Raw genomic sequence first — 24,571 nt, forward strand, 5'->3', positions numbered from 1 at the left:
GTTAATATCACTCGTGAAGCTTCGGATCGACATCGAACGAGAGCTCCGAGCGCTCGCCGACGAGGACAGTTTTCCAAACGACCACCCGTTGCCGCTGAACGAGCTTGTCCGCCCGAGCGGAGCAGTGCGCGCTCTACCCTCGACCGAGGCCTTCATGGGGATCGTCAGGAGCCTAAATGGGGCAACGCACGGAATAGATGTCGCCAAGGACCAAGCAGAAATCGCCAGCGAAGCCGCAACCCGCTTTTTGGCCGACATCCGTGCTTATCACGTCAACCGCTGACCTTTGTGCCGAACTACAGCGCGGAAGAATATTAGCGAGGAGCAATCGAACGCCAATGGCCCAGCATACCGCAAGCTGCCAGCGTTAAGCCCCCGGGGCGGACGTTCGCCTGCAAACCCCGCCTTCTAATCTCTGCCGCTCGTTCACCAGGATCGGCGCCAACAATATATGGAAACGAGTAATTTATCGTCTTCAGTGTACTGTGCGCCGCCAACTCGACACGGTGGAGATATGCGACGAAGCACTCATCGTTAGATCCAGCCTTTCATGAACTCCGCCCCTGCAAGGATGGTCGTGTGGGGGGCGCAAAGCGCGCCCTCAAACAGCAACACGTGTGGGCTACTCGATTTTGGCTGGACCAACAGCGGCGTCTTCGGAACCGAGTTCCTCGACTTCGCGATCGATAGCAAGCTGCGCGGCTGCGACATCGCCAAGGTGCGCATCGGTGACGTAGTCGCCGGCTGCCGGATCCGGGATCGCGCCGTTTTACTGCAGCGGAAGACCAAACGAGTGCAGTTCGACATCGTCGAACTAGCCCGCAAGATGTTGCTAGCTTGGCTTGAGTCGCGGTAGCACTTTGAACGACTTCGTCTTCCCAAGCCACAACGATTATCAGGAGCACGTAATCACGAGGTAGTATGCCCGCCTTGGTCGCGAGATGGTCATCGGTATCGGCGTCCACTGAGGATTACGGCACCCACTCGCTTCGACGTACTAAGGCATCGATCATATGCAAGGTTACAGGAGATATACGCGCGGTGCAGATATTTTTCGGTCATGCGAAGCTGATGACGGGCTCTGGACCGAACTTTCTACGTTTACGGGCTGATCTCGCAAAATTAGAGCTCACTATCATGCGAGCGGTTCTAATGTAGCTGAATTGCCGATCGAGCGCCTTGATCCAAATGCGGACGCTTGGGAGACCACTCCCCCTCCTCAACTTCGGACGTTCGTTCACCTCCATGCTGCCATGCCGAAGGCTCGGAAATCAACAGCTTTCGCACACACACACGTCACCGCGTTATCTTAAGCAGCTTCGACATGGGCTTACCGTGAGCAGACCGGTAAATTCAGACCCGTTTCCGCCTGTCGCGTACCGCTACCTAGATGACGATTCTCGATCGGTAGCCAATCCGAGCTCTTCGCTGGAATTTGGTCGCACGAGGGGTACCGCCTTGAGGTGTTTCCACGGGATAAACCCCCGTTACCACGGCTAAATCGACGGGCGTATCGACGGCTTCCCGACATTGCCGCTTGGTGCCACGCGGAGTTGCGTGCGCATTAACCCCTGTGAGCCGGATCCCCCGATTGCTCCGGTTACGACGTGGAAAACTAGATATGCATCTCCCCCCGAGAACGGGTGTCGCTCGCGCGATGATCGTTACCGCCGCTACCGCGTTTTGCACGACGCTTTGCCTGCTGGCAGTCTGTGGCCCTGGTTATGAACGGTCCGCTCAGGCAGCGTCGCTTGCGCCTTGGACACGACCGAGCGGACTCGCTTAACGAGGCGAAACTGGTGTCGACAGAAACTGCCGGACATGGGCGACGAACGCGAGCGACGCCGGCTCGCGCCCCAGCAGCAGGTGGTTATCGCTATCCAGCGTGACGAACTCCGCCCCTGGTATCTCGGCCGCCAGTTTCCCGCCGACACTTAACGGGATCCGCTGGTCGCCGCGGGTGTGCATGACAAGGGTCGGCGCCTGCACGTCTTTGAGGACCCCGCGGACGTCGATATCGGCGAACACTTCAAGATATCGTGCGGCATTCAAAGCCCCGACGGTCTGCCGCTGGAAAATATTGAACCAGTCGAGTTCTTCCGCCGTGGCGCTGGGCATGAAGGTGGCCGTCACGACCTGTCGGTAAGCAGCGTCGGTCCGGCCCCAGCCCTGTCTCACGAGCGTGATGATCGCCTCGCGCTCCTCGATCACGTCGGGCGTAGCATTGATCCGCCATCCCGCCGCATAGCCGCCCCACAGGATCAGGTGGCTCACGCGTTCCGGGTGGCGAACAGCGTATTCGATCGCAACGGCACAGCCCTGCGAAATGCCGAGAAGCGGAAAGCGATCGATACCGGCCGCATCGACGACCGTTTCGAGATCACGGACGAAGGCATCGAAGCTGATGTCTGCAACCTTGCACTGCGACATGCCGTTGCCGCGCTCGTCATAGCGCACGAACATGTGATCGCGGGCCAGTTCCTGGAACAGCGGCGCCCAGATCGGCGCGTCCCAATCCAGTTCGAGATGGTTGAGCCAGTTCGCCGCCTTTACGAGCGGCGGTCCGTCGCCCACACACGCATAGGCCAGCCGCACGCCGTCGCTTGCGTGGCAGAACTGGATTTTCTGGCGTTGCAGCATGTCATGGGGAGCTACCGCTGCGACAGGGAACAGCGCGACGGGATGGGCTTGCACGGACGGTAGCCCTGCATCGCTAATCGCATTGGCGAAGCTCCGTTTCGCTACCTCGGCATCGTCCTGACGCCCCAGTTGCCGCAAGGTCGACTGAAGCTGCGCGGCCGCGTCGGTGTTGAACGGATCGGCATCCAGCCATTCGCGAACCCACGGAAGTCGATCCTGGGGAGACATTGCGGTCGAAATGACATGGCGGTGGAGCAGTGAGCAGCGCAACCGCTCGGTTGCTGCCCTCTCAGCGGCAAGCCAGACCGCAAACCGCTCATGCCGAGGCAGGTCAAGCCCTGCCAACAGCGGCTCACGCAAGGCCACCAGCGCAGCGATCGTGGCATCGACGTCCGCCGGCTCCGCGCCGAGCGCCTGGTGCGCCCGGTGGAGATCGATCGAGATGTCGTCACGGTCGATCGCGACCACCTCACGGTCCGCGACGAGGCGACGTCGGTCACGATCGATGATCGGCCGCAACTTGCTGAGCGACCAGCGCAACGCGCCACGCGGGTCGTCCGGCCCTTCGTCCCACAGGAGATCACACAAGTGTTCGCGACGCTGCGGACGATCTTCGATCAGAAGATATGCAAGAAGCGCTCGCGTCTTTCTCGACGCAGGAAGGTCAACTTTGCTGAATTCAGACGTTATCGTCAATGAACCCAGTATGTTGATGGTCAAGTCTGTCGAATGATCGATGGATTGAGCCTCTCGACGTGAAAATAGATTTACCACGGCGATGCACGCAATGTCCACGCATGCTCAACCGCTCACCTCCACGATGACCATCGAAAGCCTGATCCTCGAACTTCCGCGACGCAAGCGCGCAACGAATTGGAACATGGCTTTGGACGATTGCTCTTTCCCCCGGTGGGTATCACCATGACGTTTTGGCTGGATCTTGGTGGCGTCGCGGCGCGAACCGATCGCCCCATCGGGCAGACGACCGCAGCAGCGACCGGGGTGCTGCCGTTCGCCCAATGGATGGGTCGCACGCTGAGCGCGATCGTCGTCGTTCTGCTGATGGCTGACGGCGCGGCACAACTTGTCTCGCTGCCGATGTTACGCGCGGAAATGAAAGCGAGCGATTTCCCGTTCGCGCTGTCACCTGTGGTTGGAGCGATCACGATGACGTGCGTCGTGTTGTATGCGATCCCCCATACGGCGATGCTCGGCGCGATCCTGCTCAGCGGGTTCCTTGGCGGTGCCATCTGCCTTCATCTGCGGCTCGGCGAGATCGGTTCACCGACACAGATCATCTGCTTGGTGCTCGGCATCATGATCTGGGGCGGATTGTACCTGCGCGACCCCCGGTTACGCGCGCTGTTGCCCTTGCGCGCCTGAAACCACCGCGATCTTTCCCACCGTTGATACCGGCGCATCGGTGCCGGCGAAGGACCCATCATGACCATTACGATGCAGACGATCCCTGCCCCTTTCACCCGTGCAGCGACCCTCGACACCACGAAATTCTACATGGGCGGCCTGATGAGCTTCCTGACGACCGGCGCAGACACCGGCGGATGCTTTGCCCTGATGGAATACCGCGGCAAGCCGGGCAACGAACCACCGCCGCACATCCATCTTTGGGAGAACGAGATCATTTATGTGCTCGACGGCGTCATGGAGCTGTATTGCGGCGAGCGGATCATGCACCTCCGCGCCGGCGAGATGGGGTTCATCCCGCGCGGCCAGCCGCACGCTTTCTACATCCGCACGCCGGACTTCCGCGCGCTGGCTGCCGTGCAATCCGTGGGAGAACAGCCCGTCGGTCTCGACAGCTTCTTCCTGCGGATGAGTAGCCCCGCCACGACGATGGCGTTGCCGATCGATCCCGTGACCTACCAGACGGAGGATCCCGCGCATGTCGTCGCGGTTGCGGCTGAGCACGGAATGCAAATTCTCTCGCCTGAAGAGACGGCCATCGCGCTGCCGCTTTACCCCGGCTTCGGCAGCGCTTCTCATACCCGGACGCAGGCGCCGCGACGCAACCAATCGCTGGCGGCATTCGGCGCGGGTGCCGGGCATTGGCCGGTTGCGCCTGAGACGGGCGTGTCGTGATGATGACCGCTCCCGCAACCGACCGCGCCAACAGAGATGCCGCCGCTCTGAAATTAGACGAAGGCCTGACCGATGGCGGGGACCGGTCGAGGGACGCGATCGAGCGCAGGCTTTGCGAAAACGGCCTCGCGATCGATGACCCGCGATTGCGCGATCTCGGCGCACTCATGCATCGGTATGCGAAGTCGGTCGACATCCCGTTCGCGGCGATCGCACCAGCTCTTGGCGGCGCAAACCAGACGCTGCTCAGCCGAGCGTTGACGGGTAATCTGTGATCCCGGACTTTACCGCGTTCTGCGGCGAACTGGCTCGATTGTTCGAGGATGTCCGCCAGCACCGTGGCGGCGGAGTCGCCTCCTACATTCCCCAATTGGCACGGGCCGACGTTGACGGTTTTGCGGTCGCTGTCTGCACGATCGATGGCCAGCGTTTCTCGATCGGCGACACAACCACCCGCTACTGCGTGCAATCAACCTGCAAGCCGATCAATTACGCGATAGCGCTCGACCAGCTTGGCATCGATACCGTTCACCCTCATGTCGGTCGTGAGCCCTCGGGCCATTCGTTCAACGAGATCACGCTCAACGCCAGGGGCTTGCCGCACAACCCAATGATCAACGCGGGTGCGATCATGTGTGCATCGCTGATTGCCCCCGACCTGTCGGCCGCGGATCGGTTCGACACCGTCCTGCAGACCTGGGGAAAGCTGGCCGGGCAACCGTCCGTCGGCTTCGACAACGCCGTCTTTCTGTCCGAACGCGACACCGCAGATCGCAATTTCGCACTCGCCTATTTCATGCGTGAGAACGGTGCATTCCCCGACGGTACCGATCTGAAGGCAACGCTCGACCTGTATTTCCAGTGCTGCTCGATCACCGTCGACGCACCGGGCATGGCGACGATCGCCGCGACATTCGCGAACGGTGGCGTCTGCCCGCTAAGCAACGAGCGCGTTTTCACTGCCGACCCGACCAAGAACTGCCTGTCGCTGATGGCCTCATGCGGCCTGTATGATTTCTCGGGTGAGTTCGCGTTCACCGTTGGCCTGCCCGCCAAGTCAGGCGTATCCGGCGCGCTGTTCATCACCATAGCTGACGTCTGCGGCATTGCCATATGGAGTCCACGGCTCGACGCGCTTGGTAATTCCGTGCGCGGCGTCGAGTTCGCGCGCAGGCTTGCCAAGGCCTTCGCCTTCGATGGCCTGCCCGAAACGGGTGACTAGATCGACCCGCGTCGCCGGGTCATCGAAGCGGCTATCGATCAGGCGACCTACTTCTGCGCGGCTGCTGCCAAAGGCGATCTGACCGAATTCCGGCGGTTGGTCGCGCGGTCGGTCGACGTAAACCTTGCCGATTACGATGGTCGGACCGCACTTCACCTCGCCGCAAGCGAAGGCCGCGCGGACGTGCTGCGCTACCTGCTTGCGCTCGGCGCAGCGAAAGGATCGACCGATCGCTGGGACAATACACCGTTGGATGACGCGAGACGGAATGGCGATGGAGAAAGCGTTGCACTGCTGCAGCCATCAATGTCTGGGCTTGGCGAACGTCACCAGGGAGAAGTTTCTGTGCACGGATCGATCGAAGCCCTAGCGTTTCTGCCGGCAGCCAAGGCAGCATGATGCCGCGATCGTTGGGCGCTGACTTCGGATCGCTCAGCTAGACGTGTGGGCGGCGTCGCATCGCAGTAACGGCGTAAAAGGCATCTATCCCGTTTTGCGAGCGCCAAGCGATGATGCGGCGACACGCTCCTCGTTTCACTTGCCTCGCTCGAGATTGATGACGTTCGCTGCCATCGCCACGTTACCGCGAGCCGTGCAAGGCAAGGCCGGCCGCCCGCATCGAACCGAGACGATCAGGCGAGGATACCGACAGGCTGTTCCACGAGAATGCGGAGCGGGAGGCGCCGCCGTCGGACCAGATGCGTTGGGCGACGATCATCATTTCCTCAGGAGTCGGCGCCCTTCCCTCACCCACACAATCGATCACGGCATCCACGAACAAGGGGCTGGTCGATCGCGACATGCTGAGGCACCTTATTGCGGCTTGAACCCGATGTAGGTGCCGGTGGCTTCACCGACATGGCGTTCGACCTGATACGCGCCAGACGGACTATTGCGCGGGCCAGACGGCACGAACGCTGTATCTCCCGAAGCTGCATCGGCGTATGCTGTGGCATCGCCATCACCCTTGCCGCGAGCACGGTGACGATAGAGAGCTGGAATCAGCTTCCGCCCGCAGTGCCGAGTGCCTGCCATGCCCGACGTTCAAGACTACGATCTCGCCTACAGCAAAAAGCGCGAACAAGCCGAGCGGCAAGCGTCAGCCCTGGCGAAGGACGTGTGCTCTAAGGCAGCCCATCGTTCCCTGGCGCTGCTATATGGTGATCGCGTTATTTCCGCCCGGCGCGCGATCAATGAGCACGGCTTGAGCCCATCGCGCTAGCCGTAAAGCGACGCTGAGTCCGAATATGGCCGTCGCGGCGATGGCTCAGTCAGATCCGCAATAGGAGGCTTCCGATGCGACCCACCATCACCGCTTTCGACTGGGTTCCCGATTTTGCGAGGGGACAGGTCCGCGACCTCCGCGTCCGCTGGGCGCTTGACGAGGTCGGCCAACCATATGACGTGGTCTACCTGAGCCAAGGCGAGCAGAAGCAGGCACCCCACCGGGGGCGTCAGCCTTTCGGCCAGGTCCCGACCTACGAGGAGGGCGACGTGCTGCTCTTCGAATCCGGCGCGATCGTACATCATATCGCCAACACGCACGGTGATACGCTACTGCCAGCAGAGCCCGCGGCACGGGCGCGCGCGGTAGAATGGATGTTCGCGGCGCTCAACACCGTCGAGCCGCCGATCATGGATCATGCGATCGCGACGTTGTTCGAGCGCGGCGAGCCGTGGTCGGCCCCGCGCCTGCCGTCGGTGCTCGATCGCATCGACGAACGCATCGGCGAACTGTCGCGGCGGCTGGGCGACCGGACCTGGCTCGACGGCGATGTCTTCACGGCAGGCGATCTGCTGATGGTGGCGGTGATCCGGATCGTCGCCGGCGATGGCCTGCTGGACGGCCATCCCAATCTCGTCGCCTATGTCGAGCGCGGCACCGCGCGTCCCGCCTTCGTCAGGGCGCTGGCCGACCAGATGGCGGGCTTCACCGGCAGCCCGCCGCCCGAATTCGCGGCATGGCTCGCCAAGCAGGGAGAACAGGCATGACGTATATCGAAGGCTTCGTCGTCGCGGTGCCGACCGCCAATCGCCAAGCCTATCTTGAGCATGCAACCAGCGCGGTGGAGTTTCTCAAGGAGTTCGGCGTAGCGCGAATGGTCGAGAATTGGGGCGACGACGTCCCCGTCGGCACGCTCAACGACTTCGCAGGGGCGGTGCAGGCTACTGCGGATGAGACCGTCGTCTTCAGCTGGTTCGAATATCCCGACAAGGCTGCCCGCGATGCCGCCAGTGCCAGGATGATGACCGACCCGCGGATGGAAGCGATGGGCGCATCGATGCCCTTCGACGGCAGCCGGATGATCTATGCGGGATTTCAGGCGGAGGTCGAGGAAGGCTTGGCAGCGGGCACAGGATATGTCGATGGCATCATCCTGCCCGTATCACCTGCGAACAAGGACGCGTATTTCGCGTTGGCGCGTACGGTGTCGGCAGCCTTCCTCGAAAACGGCGCGATCCGCGTCGTCGAGGCCTGGGGCGACGACGTCCCCGCCGGCAAGAAAACGGACTATGCCCGCGCGGCGCATGCGATCGGTGACGAGGTCGTCGTCTATTCCTGGGTCGAATGGCCGGACAAGGCGACCCGCGACGCCGGCATGCCCAAGGTCATGTCGGACGCGCGGATGCAGACCCCGCTCGCCGACCTGCCGTTCGACGGCAAGCGCATGATCTATGGCGGCTTCACCACGATCCTGGATGCATGAGGAGACGGCCGATACAAAATCCCGACGGCACCCCGATCTGGTTCGAACTCAACACCGCCGATGAGGCCAAAGCGCGGCACTTCTACGCCGCCACGATCGGCTGGACGATCGCGCGCTCGCCCATGCCCGAGCATGGCGCCTATCTGATCGCCAGCGCCCCCGATGGCGCGGCGATCGCAGGCATCGCGACACCGCCGTCGAGCGCGCCATCGCTGCCCGACTGGTCGATCTATTTCGGCACCGCCGACGTCGACGCGACGGTCGCGAAGGTCATGGAATTGGGCGGCTCGATCCAGGTCGAACCGATGGATATCCCCGGCGTCGGCCGTTTTGCGATCGCGAAGGACCCGCAGCATGTCAGCTTCATGGTGATGACGGGCGCGAGTCCGGACCCGTCATCCGCGTTCGTCCAGGGCCCGCACCACGGCCATGCCGTGTGGATCGAACTCGCCATTCCCGACCCCGACGGAGCACTTGCCTTCTACGGCGCGCTGTTCGGCTGGACCCGGGAAGGCGCGATGCCGATGGGGCCGATGGGCGAATATGTCTTCCTGGGTAGCGGCGAGACCCGCCCCGGCGCGGTCATGTCGAGCGCAACAACCGGGTCGCCCGCGCGCTGGAACTGGTACGCCTACGTGCCCGATATCGACGCCGCGATCGCTACTGCGACGGGCCTGGGCGGCGTGCTTCTACAGGGCCCCGACCAAATACCTGGTGGCGGCTATTCAGCGAATGTCGGCGACCTGACTGGCACACAACTCGGCATTGTGGGCCCGCGGATCGGCGATGCGGCATGACCAAGATCGCACCCTGCGTCTGGTATGACGGTACCGCCGAGGAAGCGGCAATCTTTTACGCTGCGACCTTTCCCGACAGTCGCGTCGATGCGATCCACCACGCGCCGGGCGATTATCCGAACGGCCAACTCGGAGACGTTCTCACCGTCGAGTTCACGGTGTGCGGCATGGCGTTCCTTGGTCTCAACGGCGGCCCGCAGTTCCCGCAGACCCAAGCCGTGTCGTTCCTGGTCTATACCGACGATCAGGCGGAGACCGACCGTTACTGGAACGCGATCGTCGGCAATGGCGGCGCAGAAAGCGCCTGCGGCTGGTGCAAGGATCGCTGGGGCGTCAACTGGCAGATTACGCCGCGCGTCCTGATCGAGGCGATCGGCAGTACCGACGCCGCGATCGCCGCGCGCGCATTCCAAGCCATGATATCGATGCAGAAGATTGACGTCGCCGCGATCGAGGCCGCCATCGCAGGAAGCACCGCGTAAATAGGGGAGATGTACGCCCGCCGATCGCTATCGTCGAACGGCCAGATCTTGGTCGGATCATCATCCAATTTGCCAACGGCTATCAATCGATCGGTACCATACTTCGGGAGCCATCGGATCACCACTACATCCGCGCATTCAGCGCCGTTCGGGCGGCAACCTTAACCGGCCGCTCTTATGAGTAGACTAATGCCTTGGGTCCAGGCCCTCCGTAACGTCGGATCGTTCAGCGCCCGAGCCAGCTGGCGAGCTTATCGAGGGTCTGCAGCCCATACTCGACCGCGCCAAAGCCGATCACCGCATTACGGCGTTCGCGGCTGGGATGAAGCTGTCGGAGAGTCAGCACGGTCTTTCCATCCGCCTGCTCGTCGAATGTGATAGTCATGCGGAAACGATGGGCATCGTCAGGCTCAGACGTGCCGTAGTCCACGGAAATGCGCTCGTTCGGCACGATCTCAAGGAAGCGCATAAGATTGGGGAAGCGGCGCTGCTCGCCCTCGAAGAGTCCGACCATGTCGAAGCGCCACGCGCCACCTTCCCGCAGGTCCGCTTCGTGCGTCTCAATGGTGAGCCCGGCGGGGCCGTACCATTGTGCCAGCGCAGCGGGATCCATCCAGGCCGCGAAGACCGTAGTGCGCGGGTGATGGAGAACCTTCACGACCACGACCTCGCGATCGAGCGGCCAGGTCGGAAGAAGCACCGTCATGCTGTGTCCGCCTTCGCTCCATCGAGATAGGCTTCGAGCCGATCAAGTCGATCCGCCCAGCGTCGGCGCTCGGTCTCCAGCCAGTCGGCAGCGTCGTCGATGCGCGGCCGCGCCAGCCGGCACCAGCGGCTCCGCCCTCGCTTCTCACTGGTAATCAGGCCAGCGTCTTCAAGAACCCGGAGGTGCTGTGCGAAGGAAGGCAGCGCCATGTCGAACGGTTCAGCTAACACGCTGACCGGCGCCTCCCCGTCCGCAAGTCGAGATACGACGGCGCGGCGGGTTGCATCACTGAGTGCGTAGAAAGCGAGATCCAATGGGCTGGTGCGTGACTGCATACCTTAGCTTGAACGCACGGTATCCGCGAATCAAGAGATAAAGGTAGTTGCCTTATCTTTCATGTTGTCACAAAGGTAATTGCCTTACTGATGAGGAGGGATTCAATGATGGTACGTGTCGATCTTTTGATGTCAGTCGATGGCTTCGCGTCGACGACGGATCAGACTGCGGAGAACCCGTTTGGCCGGGACCGGTCGCGTTTGGTGGAAACATATGTCGCGACAAGGACCTTCCGCGAGCACGTTTTCAGCGATTCAAGCGGCACGGGCACGACGGGCGTCGACGACCGTTATGCGCGGCACTATTTCGACGGCATCGGTGCCGAGATCATGGGTGCCGGCAAGTTCGGCTTCCATGCCTTTCCTGAGGACCCGGACTGGCGTGGTTGGTGGGGAGGCGAGCCACCGTTCCGGTGCCCGGTGTTCGTGCTGACCCACCGCTCGCGACCACCACTCGCGATGAAGGGGGGAACCAACTTCAACTTCGTCAGTGCCAACCCTACCGATGCACTGGCCCAGGCCAAGAAGGCGGCGAACGGCAAGGATGTACGGATCGGCGGCGGGCCGACCGTCGTGCGCGAGTATCTCAAGGCCGGGCGTGTCGATCACCTTCATGTTGCCATCGCGCCGATCCTGCTCGGGCGCGGCGTTCGTCTTTGGAATGACCTGCGGGGACTGGACGCTGGCTATACGGTCGACTCAGAAACGGCGGAAAGCGGCACAATCCATCTAACCTTCCGGCGCTAGCCATTCGCCAATTTCTTCCGAAATCGGCTCCCGCCATTAGCAAGATAAACAGAAGGCAAACTTCGAGATGAGGCAATTATATGCGGATGTCGGAAGCAGGGTCGTAAGACGTTCGACAGCTTCGGTTCAGCAATGACACAGGTGGAGACATTCGCCTGCTTGCACGTCTTCTCCAATCTCGGCTGCTCGTTCACCGGCATCGGCGCCAACCATAAATAGAAACGGCTACTTTACATTCTCCGATGTACTTTGACGCGCTAACTCGACACGGTGGAGATATGCGATGGGGCACTCGTCGTTAGATCCAGCTTTCCATGAACTGCGGCCCTGGAATGAGGGCCGTGTGCGGGGCGCAAAGCGCGCCCTCAAACCGCAGCAAGTTTGGGCTATTCGATTTTGGCTCGACTAACACCGGCGTCTGCGGGACTGCGCGCTCTTTGACTTCGCGATCGATAGCAAGCTGCGCGGCTGCGATGTCGTCAAGGTACGCATCGGTGACATCGTTGCTGGCGGCAGGATTTGGGATCGCGCCGTCGTAGTGCAGCAAAAGACTAAACGACCCGTGCAGTTCGAAATCGTCGAACCAGCCCGCAAGACGTTGCTAGCTTGCTTGAGCGCTGCGGCAGCACTTTGAACGACTTCGTCTTCCCAAGCCGCAACGATTATATGGGGCACATGAGCACGAGGCAGTATGCCCGGCTCGTTCGCGAGTGGATCATCGGTATCGGCCTCCAGGCCGAGGATTACGGCACCCACTCGCTTCGACGCACAAAAGCATCGATCATCTACAAGGTGACGGAAAATCTACGCGCGGTGCAAATCCTGCTTGGTCATGAAGATTGAGAGCACTGTCCGCTATCTGGGCGTCGAGGTCGAAGACGCGTTGGAACTGTCAGAGCGGACGGAGGTTTGACCCAATCATTAGACTCACTTTCAGTCATTCAGGCTAATTTAACGGCATCCCAACTTCAGCCGTTGGTTCAGGATGAAATTGCCGCGCCATTCCCGCACTGCGTCGGCTACGAGCGATCGTGATGTTCGGGGAATTCCTTGAGCATTCCTGTGCAAGTTGCACTAACATTGTCCTTGTGCCTAATGTCGTAACCCCGTCGCTGCGCCAACTGCGCTACCTGGTGGAGCTTCGTGAGATCGGCCATTTTGGTCGAGCCGCAGCGGCCTTGGGCGTCGGGCAGTCGACCTTGTCGTCGGGCATCGCCGAGCTCGAACGGTTAATCGGAATGCAGCTCGTTGAGAGAACGCAACGCTCGCTGCGGTTTACCGATACTGGTGAGGCTTTCGTCCTGAGAGCGCGTAACGTTCTTGAGGCTACATCAGCGTTGACCGATTTCGCCATCGCAGCGGCAAAGCCGCTCACTGGCACCCTTCGCCTCGGCATCATTCCAACGGTCGCGCCATTTCTCCTCCCGCATGCACTCGGCGCGTTGCGGGTGGAGTTCCCGCAACTGGAGCTACAGGTCCGGGAGATGACGAGCGAGCGTGCCTGTGCCGAGCTGTATCGCGGTGTTCTCGACGCTGTTATTCTCGCGCTGCCGTATGATTGCGGCAAAGTGGACTATGTCGAGATCATGCAAGACCCATTGTTACTCGCCACCCCGCGGCAGGGTGTCTCACCATTGCTCGACCCACAAACTCTTCTGTTGCTCGAAGACGGACACTGCCTGAACGATCACGGCTTGGGTGGCTGTGGCCTACCAAAGGCCCGCCTGTCGGCGATGGCAGCGACATCCCTTCATACGCTAGTGGAGCTCGTAGAAGCAGGTCTGGGGACAACCTTCCTGCCCCAAATGGCAATAAACGCCGGACTGATAGACGGTCGACGAATTGACACGACACCCCTGCCATCAAGGGCGGACCGGAAGGTCGTGCTGGCGTGGCGTGTGGGCAGCGGCCGCGGGGACGACATGCGCGCACTGGCGCAGACGATCCAGAATAGCCTGCCGCTCGATAACGACCGATAGGCTTGTCACCGGAAACGGCTAATGGCAGCAAATCCACGGCACCGTGCTTCGGTACCGCGGTAGTGATGGGGTTCCGAGGCGGTAGCTCATCGAAGGTATCTCTCAGACTGTAGCCCCGACTTCCGTCAGCGTAACTAGTATCACCGTCGATCTCATGCGTATGTACGCGCCGTCAGACAAGTTGCCAGACGCCCGTCTGTGATCGACTGATGTGATCGATCTTTCCCGAATAATCGATTGGACAAATGTCCTTCAGATCCGGCATCCTAATCGACATACGATTGCCCCTATCGAGAGAGGACGCCGAGATGGCCGATTACGAACAGCCCAAGAGCAGTGGTTGCCCAATGGGTCCGAACGGCGGCGGCGAGGTCAAGGCCCGCTCGCTGCTCGGGCGTACGAACAAGGATTGGTGGCCGGACGCGCTGCCGATCGACATGCTGCACCAGCACGGCGTCTCGCCCGACCCGATGGGCGAAGAGTTCGACTATGCCGAGTCGTTCCAGCAGCTCGACTATGCCGCGCTGAAGGCTGACCTGACCGCGCTGATGACCGACAGCAAGGCCTGGTGGCCTGCCGATTACGGTCACTACGGCCCCTTCATGATCCGTATGGCATGGCACGCCGCCGGCACTTACCGCGTGACCGATGGTCGCGGTGGGTCGTCGTCAGGCCAGCAGCGCTTTGAGCCGCTCAACTCGTGGCCGGACAACGGCAATCTCGACAAGGCGCGTCGCCTGTTGTGGCCGCTGAAGCAGAAGTACGGCAAGAACATCAGCTGGGCCGATCTGTTCATCCTCGCCGGCAACGTCGCGATCGAGAGCATGGGCGGACCGATCTTCGGTTTCGCCGGCGGCCGCAAGGACGTCTTCGCCTCCGAGGGCGACACGTTCTGGGGCGCCGAAGAGCTGTGGGTCAACGAAGGTGCACAGACGCGCATCAGCGAGGACATGCCCGAGCTCGAAGGACCGCTCGCGGCGATCCAGATGGGGCTTATCTACGTCAACCCCGAAGGTCCGGGTGGTGATCCGAACCCGCTTCTGTCCGCGCGCGACATGAAGGCCACCTTCCAGCGGATGGCGATGAACTCCGAGGAGACCGTTGCGCTGACCGCAGGCGGCCATGCGTTCGGCAAGGCACACGGCGCCAAGCCAGCCCCGCACTTCAAGGCCCCGTCTTCCGAATCCGTGCACATGCAGGGCCTCGGCTGGCTGACCGACAGCGAGGAGATCGGCCAGGGCCACATCACGACCTCGGGCATCGAGGGCGCGTGGTCGAACAACCCGACCAAGTGGACCGGCGATTACCTGCGCCTGCTGTTCAAGTACGACTATGAGCTGACCGAGAGCCCGGCCGGCGCGAAGCAGTGGCAGCCGGTCAATCCGGCACCGGAAGACATGGCACCCGACGCACGCGATCCCAACAAGCGCGTGCCGACGATGATGACCACCGCCGACATGGCGCTGAAGATGGACCCCGAGTTCCGCGAGATCGCGCTGCGTTTCCGCGATGATCAATCGGCACTCGACGATGCGTTCGCACGCGCCTGGTTCAAGCTGACGCACCGCGACATGGGCCCACGCGTTCGCTATCTCGGGCCTGAGGTTCCGGAAGAGACGCTGATCTGGCAGGATCCGGTTCCCGAAGGCACCGCGCCGTCGGACGCCGACGCCGCTGCGTTCAAGGACGCCGTGCTGTCGAGCGGGCTGACGATCGGCCAGCTGGTCAAGACCGCCTGGGCGTCGGCGTCGAGCTATCGCCGGTCGGACCACCGCGGTGGTGCGAACGGTGCGCGCATCGCGCTCGCGCCGCAGAAGGACTGGCCGGTCAACGAGCCAGAGCAGCTGAGCAAGGTCCTGGCCAAGCTTAACGAGCTGCGCGGCGACATGTCGCTCGCCGACGCGATCGTGCTGGCTGGTTCGGCAGCGGTCGAGAAGGCGGCACGCGATGCCGGTCACGACGTGTCGGTGCCGTTCCTCGGCGGACGCGGCGATGCGACGCAGGAGTGGACCGATGTCGAGAGCTTCGTGTGGATGGAGCCGCAGGCTGACGGCTTCCGCAACTACCTGAAAACGCGTCACCCGGTGAAGACCGAGGAGCTGTTGCTCGACAAGGCTTCGCTGCTCGGGCTTTCCGCGCCGGAGATGACCGTGCTGGTCGGTGGGTTGCGCGTACTCGGTGCGAACTTCGGCGATGCGCCCGACGGCGTACTCACCGAGCGTAAGGGCCAGCTGACCAACGACTTCTTCGTCAACCTTCTCGACAACGACACGTTCTGGGATCTGGTCGACACGTCGAGCGATGAGAAGTTCATCGGCTATGATCGCGGTGGTCGTGAGAAGAAGTGGGAGGCGACACGCACCGATCTGGTCTTCGGCTCGAACTCGCAGCTGCGTGCGACCGCCGAAGTCTATGCCGAGAACGGTCACGAACAGAAGTTTGTTCGCGACTTCGTTCGTGCCTGGGTCAAGGTCATGAATGCCGACCGTTTTGACGTCACGGCTAAGCCCGTATCGTCCAACCAGGCGACCTAAACTACGTTGGCGTGCGGATAGGCCGTGTTCGTTTGGCCAAGAATTCATAAAACCTCGGCTTATCCGCCCTGATCTCACTTACATGATATAAGTTCTAATCGCCCCACTGTCTGTTGCCACCAGTTTCAACATCTGTACTCCAGCAGATATTATTGAGGTCATGTGTAAAGTTCACTACAAACTTGGTCCGCCAGCCCATTTATAGCTGTGCTGGATTACGTCTCCTTAGTAATACCGGCTAAGACCATAAGATACGTGCACGGGTCCCGCGGGGCAGGGTAGAGTGAACCATAGGCAGACGTTCGCGGGCTCCTTCGGCCGCCCAACTTCGGTCTTTTGTTCATCTATGCATATCGTCGCTGACGAGGCCACATGAGTGGCGAGAATTGGGACGAAGCCGTCTATTGGGGCGACGGTTATGACTGTCGGGCTTCTGATGAACGGCCATTCACAAAGCTCCAGGCATCGGGTTTAGGAAGCCCGCAGCCTGCCCAACTTGCTCCGGCCTATGTCCTGCTGGCGTCGAAGGAGGGAAGCTACATGACCGGTGCGGTGATCGCGGTCACTGACGGCGTACCGATCAACTGATCAACGAACGGGTGCATGGGCGCAAGCCCAACGATAGTGCTAGGAGTTCGCCACTTTGGCCCGCCGTGCGGCGCGGGCATGCTCCCGCGTGAAATCGCCAACGCCGCGGTCGGTGTGGCAAAACCGGTCCCAGTGGCGGAAATACAGGCCGTAGTTGCAGGCATAGAGTTCGTGATGCCGCTGATGATGGCTGGCCGTGATCAGCCATCCTCCCAGCGGGCCCGACCACATGAAACGCGGGAAGATCTCCCATCCCATGTGGTTCGTGACCCCCATCACCGTCATGACCGTCAGTACGATACCAAGACCGGCGATATGGATCGGAACAAGGAACACCAGCAACGGGATGACCACCGCGCCGGTCAATGCCTCGATCGGATGAAACGCCATAGCGGCCCATGCCGTCGGAGGCCGGCTGGCATGATGCAGCGCGTGCGCCAGCTTGAACGGTTTGGGACGATGCATCCAGCGGTGCGTCCAGTAGAACCAGGCATCGTGCAGCAGCAGATACAGGAAGACCGAGACCGGCAGGTACCAGAGCGGATAGGCATGGATGTCGGCGTACACCTGCGTCCAGCCGTGATGCTGCCATCCCCACGCGACGACGCCGGCCGGGATCCCGTAAAGCGCTGCGGACGCCAGGCTCCAGATGATTTCGCGACGGACCTGCGGGTCCAGCCCGAGATACAGCCCCGGATGCTTGCGGACCGTGATCCACGCGAACGCGCCCGACACGATGAGATAGCGAACGCCGACGATGACGGTCATCGCGACGGCGGAGAGGATGATGGCGAGCGTCATGCTTGATCCTCGACGACTCTGCGATCGGCGGCTCGCACGGCAAGCGCACGACGACGCGACGGAAGCCCCCACCACGGCGTTCCCGGCGAAAGATGATGCTCGTGATGATAACCGCCGAAGTGGAAGCAGGTCAGCAGCGACAGGACCGGGCCCACATCGATGCTGTGCGCGCGGTGTGAATCGGCAAAGGGAGTCTCGCGTTCCCGGTGTGGCAACCACGTCCCAAAGACGAACAACTGTGCCACCGCACCCAGGGCCGGCAGAGCCCAGAAGATGACGATGTTGCCGAGCGGTGCCCCGAGCAGCAGCGTATAGATCAGCGCGACCACGGTGATCCGGATGATCTGCCCGTGCGAATAATAGGTCTTGAAGAACTGGAGGAACCAGCCGCCGAGACTTGGATCGCCGCCGTGAAAATCGGGATCCCCCGCCCTTCCCGTTTCCTTGTGATGCAGATGGTGCTGCGGCAACAGTGATGCATAGGACAGGCAGGCATAAAGCGACAGGCAGGCCGCACCGATAGCGCGGTTCAGTCGGGGCCGATCGGGTGCCAGCGCACCGTGCATTGAATCATGCGCGACGATGAACAGTCCGGTACTCAGCCAAGTCTGTACGATGACCATCACGATGGCCAAGGGAATTGTATCCGCGCTCCACCGCCAGAAGAAGATACCCGTTACGTGGATCGCCAGCCACGCCACGACGATCGCGGCGGACAGCGACACGCCGACACGCGTCTGGTGCCTCAGGGCCTCCGATTGGCGAACCGTCCCAATCACTTCTTCGCGTCTGCCGAGACGAGGTTTCCGGCTTTGTCGGGACGTACCGCACGCCGCTGCGGATCGGCATTCGCGCGCAACTGCGCCTTCAGCACCGATGGCTTGCGCGCGAACAGGAATCCGTGGCTGACGGTACCGTCCTTGCCCTCGACCGCGTGGTGCAGGCGGTGCGCTTGCAGCAGGCGCTTGAAATACCCCTGCTTGGGTACCCAGCGAAAGCCGCCGCGCTGATGCACGAGCATGTCGTGCACGAAGGCATAGATGCCGCCGTACACCGTGATGCCAAGCGCTGCCCACCACAGCGGTTCCCACCAGAGCCCGACGACAAACAACACGATCGGCACGATTGCGAACACGATTGCATAAAGGTCGTTCTTTTCGAACCAACCGTCATGGTCTTCGTGATGCGACTTGTGCCAGCCCCAGCCCCAGCCGTGCATGACGTAGCGATGCGCCGCCCACGCGAAGCACTCCATGAACAACACCATGAAGACGACGATCGCGAGTTTCTCGAACCAGGTCATTGTGCTCGATCGCACGAAATGACGATGGTCGGGTGCAACGAATTCAACATGATGCCTACATAACGGTTACCGGCGTTCGATGCGAGGGCGCCCCGCCACAAAATCTCGGGTCGGTGACGGCTGCAGCCGGCCTTTTGTCGTCGCCGTTTGCAGAACGCTGTCATGGGCCTTCGCGACGAGACGTGCCGGTAAAATCCCATCACCCTGGCACCGGAGGGTGACGAGCCGCGTTCGACCGCGATGGTCCCCCGAGTCTTACGCGCCGACCACCGGGACACTCCCTCCTGGCTGTTGATCGCAGCCATGCTGATGAGTTTTCTCGCGGCCCAATATCATCACCGCTTCACGGTGGATCCAATCCGTGCGGCCCCCGCGATAGCGTCGCTGGTGGCGCTCGGCAGCGCGCTGGCGATCGGCAGGTACACCGCGCGACCCCGGCTGGCGGCCGGCGCGACCGCGTTTCTTCAGATGACGCTCTTCACGCTGCTCGGCGTCGTGCTGGCGTATGCGTTGGCGGCGAATGCCGGACGATTATGGGACGCGCGGCTGGCCGCCGCCGACCGTGCAATCGGCTTCGACTGGCCGGTTGTGCTCGCCTTGCTGGACACATGCCCTCCTGTAATCTGGCTGCTTGGATTGGCGTATCACAGCCTCACCTTGCAGATGATCGTCGTCATCGTCGCGTTGAGCGGCATGGGGAAATTCGACACGCTGAGGATAATGGTCTGCGCTGCGATCCTGTCCGGTTTCGTCACCATATTGATTTCAGGCCTTACCCCGGCGATGGGCAACCTGTTCGATCCCTCCCGCTATGCGCATCTCTGGCCATCGATAGCCTGGCTGGAACAGGGGCTGATATCCGGGCTTCGCGACGGATCTCGGCGCGTGCTCGACCTCTCCATGCTCATGGGGATCGTCAGCTTTCCCAGTTTCCACGCGACGCTCGCCGCCATCTTCATATGGGCATTCGGCGCAATGCCGCGGCTTGCCCTACCGGGCCGGGCATGGGCCATACTGACGATCGTCGCGACGCCGGTCTTCGGCGGTCACTATGGGGTGGACGTCATCATGGGGCTTGTCCTCGCACCGCCTGCCCTCCGTGCAGCGCGCCGCCTCACGCGGCACAGGCAGTCTTTCCATCGGGTGGATTCAGCCCTGCCGGCCTGACGTCGGTCTCGCCGCACAGCGCCGCGTCGACCATCGCCGCCGCCTCGGCTGCGCCGCCGGCCGCCGCCATATCCGTCGCCATGCTCCGTGCCGCACGACGGTATTCCGGATCGCGCAACACCAACCGCAACGCTGGTTCGAGACCTCCCTTGCCCGCTTCGGCAGCCGAGACGATGCGTGCAGCCCCGATCCGCTTCAGACGCGCCGCCGTCGCCGGTTGTTCGAATGCCAGCGGCACGGCAACGATCGGAACACCGGCCGCCAGCGCGTCCAGCACCGTATTGAACCCGCCATGCAGGATCGCGGCAGAACATTGGGGCAGGATGCGGGTCTGCGACCAGAATGCCCTCACCAACGGGTTTCCCGGTAGCGAATGGGCTTCGCGGTCGCTCAGCCCGCCGCCATGCGCCACCACCGCACGGGCACCCACCGCGGAACAGGCCGCCGTCATCGCCGCGAACAGCGATCGGCGCGCACCCTGCAACGACCCAAGCGAGCAGAATATGAGCGGTCGACCGTCGTCGTCCGGAAGGTTTTCCTCGGGCTCGTCCCGTCGCCAAGGGCCGCCGTATCGAAAGCTCTCCGGCAAGGCCAGGCGCGGAAAGTCCAGGCCTTGCGGGCATTGCGCGATCTGCAATCGTTCGGACCATTGATATTGGGGGTCGGGATCGAGCCCCCAACGCCGTGCATAGGTCGCCACCATCGTCGTGATCGGCCGCATCAACAGGTCGCTGACTGCGTACCCGCCATTGTTGCGATTCCGCCCCACCGCATCGGGACGATACGCCCACCCGAGAAAGGGTGGTGGTACCGTCGGCTCCCTGAGCAAGGGCAATCCGGTAACGGCGGTTACGAACGGCAGCCGGAGATGCCGTGCCACCAGTGCTCCGGCTGGCTCGACCGAGTCGGCGACGATGGCATCGACCCCCAGCCTGGACAGCGCCGTCGGGAGAGCCCTCAGAAGCAGTTCCGTCATCGATGCGGTACCGCGGATCATCCGCGGTAGTCCGACAGGCCCCGATGGCTGCGTCAGCTTGCGGCAATACTCCGCCAGCAAGCCCTGGCCGTCGGCGGGGTGATCGAGCGCCGCAAACCCAACACCGCAGTCGGGCACCAGCGACGCGACGTCGGCCAAGTGGAGTATCGTGACCCTATGCCCCGTTTTGACGAGCGATGCTCCCAATGCTGCTAGCGGATTGATGTGGCCCGCCGTTGGCGGCGCGATGATCGCGATATGCCGCCTTTTGACCGTCAATGCCGTGGAGCTTTCCGTCGCCGTCGTGTTCGATCGGTTACTATCAGCATGCCGGCGACGAGCGATAGCGCAATATTAGTCAAGCGCTTAGCGTTTGATCGGGGAGCACCAGAATGCGGCTGGTTGGTCCCCTGCCCCACAGCCTGAACGAACGTCCGCTTACGCCGATCGCTGCCCGAAAGCGGCCGGGCCGCTTTCCACCGATTTTGAATGCGGACGGTCGTGTCTCGTCACAGCGATTCGCCACACAATTGATACCCGCACGCGCGATCGATCGGACGAGGCCACGAGCGCGTTCATGCTCTTGGACGATGCGCCGCCACGACCGACTTCATTGTTTTGAAAGGAGAGTTTCCTGAAATCTTTCCCCGCTTGCGTCTTATCGACCGCGTCCCGCCTCATGATCCAATCGACGGCATCACCACCAGCGCGGTAGGCAAAGCATTGCCGTGCCGGGTCAGTCGCGTGGAGGCTGCGGGCTCCATCGGGATGCCACGGACAGGCGCCACGGAGCCTGTCATATCCATCGACGAATGGTTGCAGCTGGACGGTCTGGCTGATCAGCCCGGCCAGCGCACCGCGCGTTGCCCCGTCGCGCGATGAGAACGTATTGTTTTCCATATCTGCCTGCCTCGTCCGGAGCGCCGATCTGTGTGCCGGACCATAATTTCGGTTGGCTCACCACGACGATCGCCAGTGCGGAGTAACCAATCAACGCGGATTGGGTCGATATCGGCATCAGCGATGAACCCGCCCCGCCCGAACGCACGGTGCAGAGATAGCTCTAACGATCGTCGCCAAGATCAGAATGAGGCGCGACGTAATTCCCCCCCGCGATGGCAGCGAGGAGCAGGTTGCCGAACACAATCCTCCGATCCTCACGAACGATGTTTCCGTCTTCCGGGTGCCAGGTGAACACCGCGGAGCGTGCAACCTGACCGCGCTCGATCCGGGACAATTGCGACGCGGAGACGCCGCTACGGCGGGCAAGCTCGGCGAGCGTCCAACCAAGCCGTCGGCGTCCCCATCGCAGAGATTCGCAAAGATAAACTTGCTGACCATCTTGGGGGGTGTCTGGCATCAGGGGATGAGGCCCCGCGTTCGGTCCAACCTCCGCCACTTGTGCCCAGTCCAATTCAAAGATCGCCATCATTCGCTTGAGAGTCTCGGAACGGGGCCACGCTTGTCCGTTTTCGATCCGCGACAGCGCAACCCGACCGATCCCGACCTGCACCGCAAAAACTTTCGGCGCGATCGGCTCGCCCATTCCTGCCTCGCCGCGTCGATAGCTCCGTATGATCCGGCACGAAGCCTGCAGAAGCCTGCAGGCAGACGCATGCGGGAGCGCGGACGTTCGCAAGGCATCGAGGACATTTACCGATTTTGTATCGTTGATGCACGTTGGATAACGACCATCTCAAAACGTCAGCATGGTCGCTGTGCACATCGAGTGGGTGGAAGACGAGGAGGCGCAGGAGGCGCTTGCCGATCTCGTCCGGCTGCTCGCGCGTCAGGCAGCAAGAGAGGCTTATCGGCAAGGTCAGGATTCTCGGCGCCTCGAAGTTATAAAAGAATAGGTCATGCTGACTCCCCTACCCCGCCGCATCGGCCTTTACGGCCGTCATTCGACCATCATGCAGACCGCGTCATCGAGCGCTGATCAGGTTGCGGCCTGTGCACCGCTGGTCAGCTTTCTGGGCGGAAACGTCGTGGCGACCCAGCTTGATCCCCAGTTGTCAGGTTATCGCCGCAATCGCCCAGGACTGCAGCTGTTGCTTCGCGCAGCGGAAGCTGGCGAAATCGACTTCATCGTCTGCGAGTCGCTCGACCGGCTGGCGCGTGATGCAGAAGACTCGGCCTGGCTGGACAAGAAGCTCGCCTATCACCGCGTCCAGCTCCACACGGTTAGCGAAGGCCATGTCGACGAGATCAAGTTCGCAGTGGCAGGGCTACTCGGATCGATCTTCCTGAAGCATCTCGTCGACAAGACGCTGTGCGGCATGGAGGCCGCCGTCCTTGCGGGACGGTTCGCCGGAGGGCGTGCATATGGATACAAGCGGATGGTGCGGCTCGATGCGAACGGAGAGGTTCAACGCGGGCTGCTCGAAATTGACGAAGCGCAGGCCGAGGTGGTGGGCCGCATCTTCGCATGGTTTGCCGCGGGGGTATCCGCTATTCAGATTGCTACCCGACTAAACCACAAGGGCGTGCCAGGCCCCCGTGGTGGGGAGTGGAACGCCTCGACGATCCGCGGCGATCCCGCCAAACTTGTCGGCATCCTCAACAACCCGCTTTATGTAGGACGCCTAGTATGGGGGCGCCGGGAGTGGCGCAGGAACCCCGACAGCGAAAAACGCGAACGCCGCTATCGGCTCCGTGACCAGTCTGAGTGGGTAGAAGTTGCGGTCCCTGACCTGCGGATCATCGACGATACTTTGTTCGAGGCCGCGCGCGATGAAATCGAACGACGCAAGCGGCCGGCAACGGCATCGTCGACGGTCGGCAGCAAGCGCGCAAAGCATCTCCTGTCGGGGCTCATCCGCTGCGGTTGCTGCGGGGCAAACTATACGATCAGCGGGAAGGATTATTACCGCTGCGCTGGTCAGAAGGAGCGAGGCACGTGCGGTAATTGCGTTTCCGTGCGCAAAGAACCTCTGGAGGCCGCGACGCTGGCGGTTCTGCAGGAGCATCTGCTGACCGAGAACCATGTGCGCCTATTTATAGAAGAATTCGAGCACGAGAGGCAGCGATTGGGCCGCCAGGACGCGGGCATGGAGCACGCAGCTCAACACCGCCTCAAGCAGGTCACTACTGAACTCGACAATCTGTACCAGAACCTGCTCGCCGGCATTGCCAGTCCGGTGCTCCGGGCGATGATCGCGGAGCGAGAGGCGGAGAAGGAGCGGCTGGAGGCACAAAGAGTTGCAACAATTACCGGGAAACCGATCGTAGTCTCCCTGCCCCACCCGGTGCTTGTGGACCGCTTCCGCAGTAAGGTTGCGGCACTCCGCCAGTCGCTCGACGACGAAGCGATCCGGACCGAGGCTGCGGCAGTGATGTCGACGCTCATCGAAAGCGTGACGATCTGCCCCAACGAACCCGGCGGCCCGGAGGCGGAAGTGGTCGCCAAAGTATCGGACCTGCTGGCCTGCGCCACAAACGACAACGCCGCCCCAGCGGGCGGCATGATGTCGAGTTCTATAATGG

The 24,571-nt window shown here is 62.0% G+C and carries 28 protein-coding genes and 1 pseudogene; 18 read left to right on the forward strand and 11 right to left on the reverse strand.

Annotated elements, in window-relative coordinates:
- Positions 1-13: 13 nt before the first annotated feature.
- A complete protein-coding gene (locus H8S47_RS12165) occupies positions 14-283 on the forward strand; it encodes a hypothetical protein (protein WP_187504124.1) in 270 nt (89 codons plus the stop codon).
- Positions 284-550: 267 nt separating this feature from the next.
- On the forward strand, positions 551-856 hold the full coding sequence (locus H8S47_RS18885) for a site-specific integrase (protein ID WP_235982833.1): 306 nt from the start codon (positions 551-553) through the stop codon (positions 854-856).
- A 926-nt stretch (positions 857-1,782) separates the two neighbouring features.
- Here H8S47_RS18885 and H8S47_RS12175 read toward each other — a convergent pair.
- The gene (locus H8S47_RS12175) at positions 1,783-3,360 is read right to left on the reverse strand and encodes a bifunctional AfsR/SARP family transcriptional regulator/alpha/beta hydrolase (protein WP_214655058.1); all 1,578 of its coding nucleotides are present in this window, start codon (positions 3,358-3,360) and stop codon (positions 1,783-1,785) included.
- A gap of 201 nt (positions 3,361-3,561) precedes the next feature.
- On the opposite strand from H8S47_RS12175, the gene H8S47_RS12180 reads away from it, so the two are divergent.
- Genes H8S47_RS12180 through H8S47_RS12200 form a run of 5 tightly spaced genes read left to right on the forward strand, consistent with a single transcriptional unit; the run spans position 3,562 to position 6,361 of the window.
- On the forward strand, positions 3,562-4,023 hold the full coding sequence (locus H8S47_RS12180) for a DoxX family protein (RefSeq protein WP_187504125.1): 462 nt from the start codon (positions 3,562-3,564) through the stop codon (positions 4,021-4,023).
- Between the two features lie 60 nt (positions 4,024-4,083).
- Positions 4,084-4,740, forward strand: a complete 657-nt coding sequence (locus H8S47_RS12185) for a cupin domain-containing protein (RefSeq protein ID WP_187504126.1) — start codon at positions 4,084-4,086, stop codon at positions 4,738-4,740.
- Between the two features lie 2 nt (positions 4,741-4,742).
- The gene (locus H8S47_RS12190; protein WP_187504127.1) at positions 4,743-5,015 is read left to right on the forward strand and encodes a hypothetical protein; all 273 of its coding nucleotides are present in this window, start codon (positions 4,743-4,745) and stop codon (positions 5,013-5,015) included.
- Entirely contained in the window at positions 5,012-5,962 is a 951-nt protein-coding gene (glsA, locus tag H8S47_RS12195; protein ID WP_187504128.1) for a glutaminase A, read from the forward strand. Before H8S47_RS12190 ends, glsA begins: the two co-directional genes overlap by 4 nt.
- Positions 5,963-5,995: 33 nt before the next feature.
- Positions 5,996-6,361, forward strand: coding sequence for an ankyrin repeat domain-containing protein (locus H8S47_RS12200; RefSeq protein WP_328805523.1), 366 nt, complete (start codon positions 5,996-5,998; stop codon positions 6,359-6,361).
- A gap of 181 nt (positions 6,362-6,542) precedes the next feature.
- Here H8S47_RS12200 and H8S47_RS12205 read toward each other — a convergent pair whose 3' ends face one another.
- On the reverse strand, positions 6,543-6,764 hold the full coding sequence (locus tag H8S47_RS12205; RefSeq protein WP_187504130.1) for a hypothetical protein: 222 nt from the start codon (positions 6,762-6,764) through the stop codon (positions 6,543-6,545).
- A gap of 11 nt (positions 6,765-6,775) precedes the next feature.
- Positions 6,776-6,997: a hypothetical protein gene (locus tag H8S47_RS12210; protein ID WP_187504131.1), complete on the reverse strand. Its 222-nt coding sequence runs from the start codon at positions 6,995-6,997 to the stop codon at positions 6,776-6,778.
- Positions 6,998-7,258: 261 nt separating this feature from the next.
- On the opposite strand from H8S47_RS12210, the gene H8S47_RS12215 reads away from it, so the two are divergent.
- The 4 genes from H8S47_RS12215 to H8S47_RS12230 are packed head-to-tail and all read left to right on the forward strand — an operon-like array spanning position 7,259 to position 9,949.
- Positions 7,259-7,954 (forward strand): glutathione S-transferase family protein, encoded by a 696-nt coding sequence (locus H8S47_RS12215; protein WP_187504132.1) that lies wholly within the window; start codon positions 7,259-7,261, stop codon positions 7,952-7,954.
- Positions 7,951-8,670 carry a DUF1428 domain-containing protein gene (locus tag H8S47_RS19265; protein WP_187504133.1) on the forward strand — a complete coding sequence of 240 codons (720 nt, stop codon included), beginning with the start codon at positions 7,951-7,953 and terminating at the stop codon, positions 8,668-8,670. Before H8S47_RS12215 ends, H8S47_RS19265 begins: the two co-directional genes overlap by 4 nt.
- Positions 8,667-9,467, forward strand: coding sequence for a VOC family protein (locus H8S47_RS12225; RefSeq protein WP_214655059.1), 801 nt, complete (start codon positions 8,667-8,669; stop codon positions 9,465-9,467). Before H8S47_RS19265 ends, H8S47_RS12225 begins: the two co-directional genes overlap by 4 nt.
- Entirely contained in the window at positions 9,464-9,949 is a 486-nt protein-coding gene (locus H8S47_RS12230) for a VOC family protein (protein ID WP_187504134.1), read from the forward strand. The genes H8S47_RS12225 and H8S47_RS12230 overlap by 4 nt, the downstream gene beginning before the upstream one ends.
- 226 nt (positions 9,950-10,175) lie before the next feature.
- Here the strand turns inward: H8S47_RS12230 and H8S47_RS12235 are convergent, their stop codons facing one another.
- Positions 10,176-10,655 carry an SRPBCC family protein gene (locus H8S47_RS12235; protein WP_187504135.1) on the reverse strand — a complete coding sequence of 160 codons (480 nt, stop codon included), beginning with the start codon at positions 10,653-10,655 and terminating at the stop codon, positions 10,176-10,178.
- The gene (locus H8S47_RS12240; RefSeq protein ID WP_187504136.1) at positions 10,652-10,990 is read right to left on the reverse strand and encodes an ArsR/SmtB family transcription factor; all 339 of its coding nucleotides are present in this window, start codon (positions 10,988-10,990) and stop codon (positions 10,652-10,654) included. The genes H8S47_RS12235 and H8S47_RS12240 overlap by 4 nt, the downstream gene beginning before the upstream one ends.
- 105 nt (positions 10,991-11,095) lie before the next feature.
- Between H8S47_RS12240 and H8S47_RS12245 the strand changes: the two genes are divergently transcribed.
- The 5 genes and pseudogenes from H8S47_RS12245 to H8S47_RS19235 all read left to right on the forward strand — a co-directional run bounded on the left by H8S47_RS12245 (position 11,096) and on the right by H8S47_RS19235 (position 16,838).
- Complete coding sequence (locus H8S47_RS12245; RefSeq protein ID WP_187504137.1) at positions 11,096-11,737, forward strand: dihydrofolate reductase family protein; 642 nt, start codon at positions 11,096-11,098, stop codon at positions 11,735-11,737.
- A gap of 283 nt (positions 11,738-12,020) precedes the next feature.
- A pseudogene (locus H8S47_RS18675) lies at positions 12,021-12,650 on the forward strand (tyrosine-type recombinase/integrase).
- Between the two features lie 121 nt (positions 12,651-12,771).
- On the forward strand, positions 12,772-13,716 hold the full coding sequence (locus tag H8S47_RS12260; RefSeq protein WP_187504139.1) for a hydrogen peroxide-inducible genes activator: 945 nt from the start codon (positions 12,772-12,774) through the stop codon (positions 13,714-13,716).
- A 308-nt stretch (positions 13,717-14,024) separates the two neighbouring features.
- Positions 14,025-16,250 carry a catalase/peroxidase HPI gene (katG, locus tag H8S47_RS12265; RefSeq protein ID WP_187504140.1) on the forward strand — a complete coding sequence of 742 codons (2,226 nt, stop codon included), beginning with the start codon at positions 14,025-14,027 and terminating at the stop codon, positions 16,248-16,250.
- A 372-nt stretch (positions 16,251-16,622) separates the two neighbouring features.
- Positions 16,623-16,838 carry a hypothetical protein gene (locus tag H8S47_RS19235; protein WP_398456980.1) on the forward strand — a complete coding sequence of 72 codons (216 nt, stop codon included), beginning with the start codon at positions 16,623-16,625 and terminating at the stop codon, positions 16,836-16,838.
- Between the two features lie 39 nt (positions 16,839-16,877).
- Here the strand turns inward: H8S47_RS19235 and H8S47_RS12275 are convergent, their stop codons facing one another.
- From H8S47_RS12275 to H8S47_RS12285, 3 genes are read right to left on the reverse strand one after another with little or no spacing between them, the layout of a single operon-like run.
- On the reverse strand, positions 16,878-17,639 hold the full coding sequence (locus H8S47_RS12275; RefSeq protein ID WP_187504141.1) for a sterol desaturase family protein: 762 nt from the start codon (positions 17,637-17,639) through the stop codon (positions 16,878-16,880).
- Entirely contained in the window at positions 17,636-18,364 is a 729-nt protein-coding gene (locus tag H8S47_RS12280; RefSeq protein ID WP_328805521.1) for a fatty acid desaturase, read from the reverse strand. The genes H8S47_RS12275 and H8S47_RS12280 overlap by 4 nt, the downstream gene beginning before the upstream one ends.
- A 50-nt stretch (positions 18,365-18,414) precedes the next feature.
- Entirely contained in the window at positions 18,415-18,942 is a 528-nt protein-coding gene (locus tag H8S47_RS12285) for a sterol desaturase family protein (RefSeq protein ID WP_187504142.1), read from the reverse strand.
- Positions 18,943-19,251: 309 nt separating this feature from the next.
- Between H8S47_RS12285 and H8S47_RS12290 the strand changes: the two genes are divergently transcribed.
- The gene (locus H8S47_RS12290) at positions 19,252-20,109 is read left to right on the forward strand and encodes a phosphatase PAP2 family protein (protein WP_187504143.1); all 858 of its coding nucleotides are present in this window, start codon (positions 19,252-19,254) and stop codon (positions 20,107-20,109) included.
- On the opposite strand, the gene H8S47_RS12295 is transcribed toward H8S47_RS12290, so the two are convergent.
- The 3 genes from H8S47_RS12295 to H8S47_RS12305 form a co-directional block, all read right to left on the reverse strand.
- Positions 20,057-21,244 (reverse strand): glycosyltransferase, encoded by a 1,188-nt coding sequence (locus tag H8S47_RS12295; protein ID WP_328805522.1) that lies wholly within the window; start codon positions 21,242-21,244, stop codon positions 20,057-20,059. The two genes, H8S47_RS12290 and H8S47_RS12295, sit on opposite strands and share 53 nt — an antisense overlap.
- A gap of 279 nt (positions 21,245-21,523) precedes the next feature.
- The gene (locus H8S47_RS12300) at positions 21,524-21,985 is read right to left on the reverse strand and encodes a hypothetical protein (RefSeq protein WP_187504144.1); all 462 of its coding nucleotides are present in this window, start codon (positions 21,983-21,985) and stop codon (positions 21,524-21,526) included.
- A 163-nt stretch (positions 21,986-22,148) separates the two neighbouring features.
- On the reverse strand, positions 22,149-22,631 hold the full coding sequence (locus tag H8S47_RS12305) for a helix-turn-helix transcriptional regulator (RefSeq protein WP_187504145.1): 483 nt from the start codon (positions 22,629-22,631) through the stop codon (positions 22,149-22,151).
- 313 nt (positions 22,632-22,944) lie between these two features.
- On the opposite strand from H8S47_RS12305, the gene H8S47_RS12310 reads away from it, so the two are divergent.
- Positions 22,945-24,571 (forward strand): recombinase family protein (locus tag H8S47_RS12310; protein WP_187504146.1); only part of this gene is annotated, 1,627 nt, incomplete at its 3' end.

It is taken from the genome of Sphingomonas albertensis (assembly GCF_014358075.1).
Taxonomy (GTDB): Bacteria; Pseudomonadota; Alphaproteobacteria; order Sphingomonadales; family Sphingomonadaceae; genus Sphingomonas; species Sphingomonas albertensis.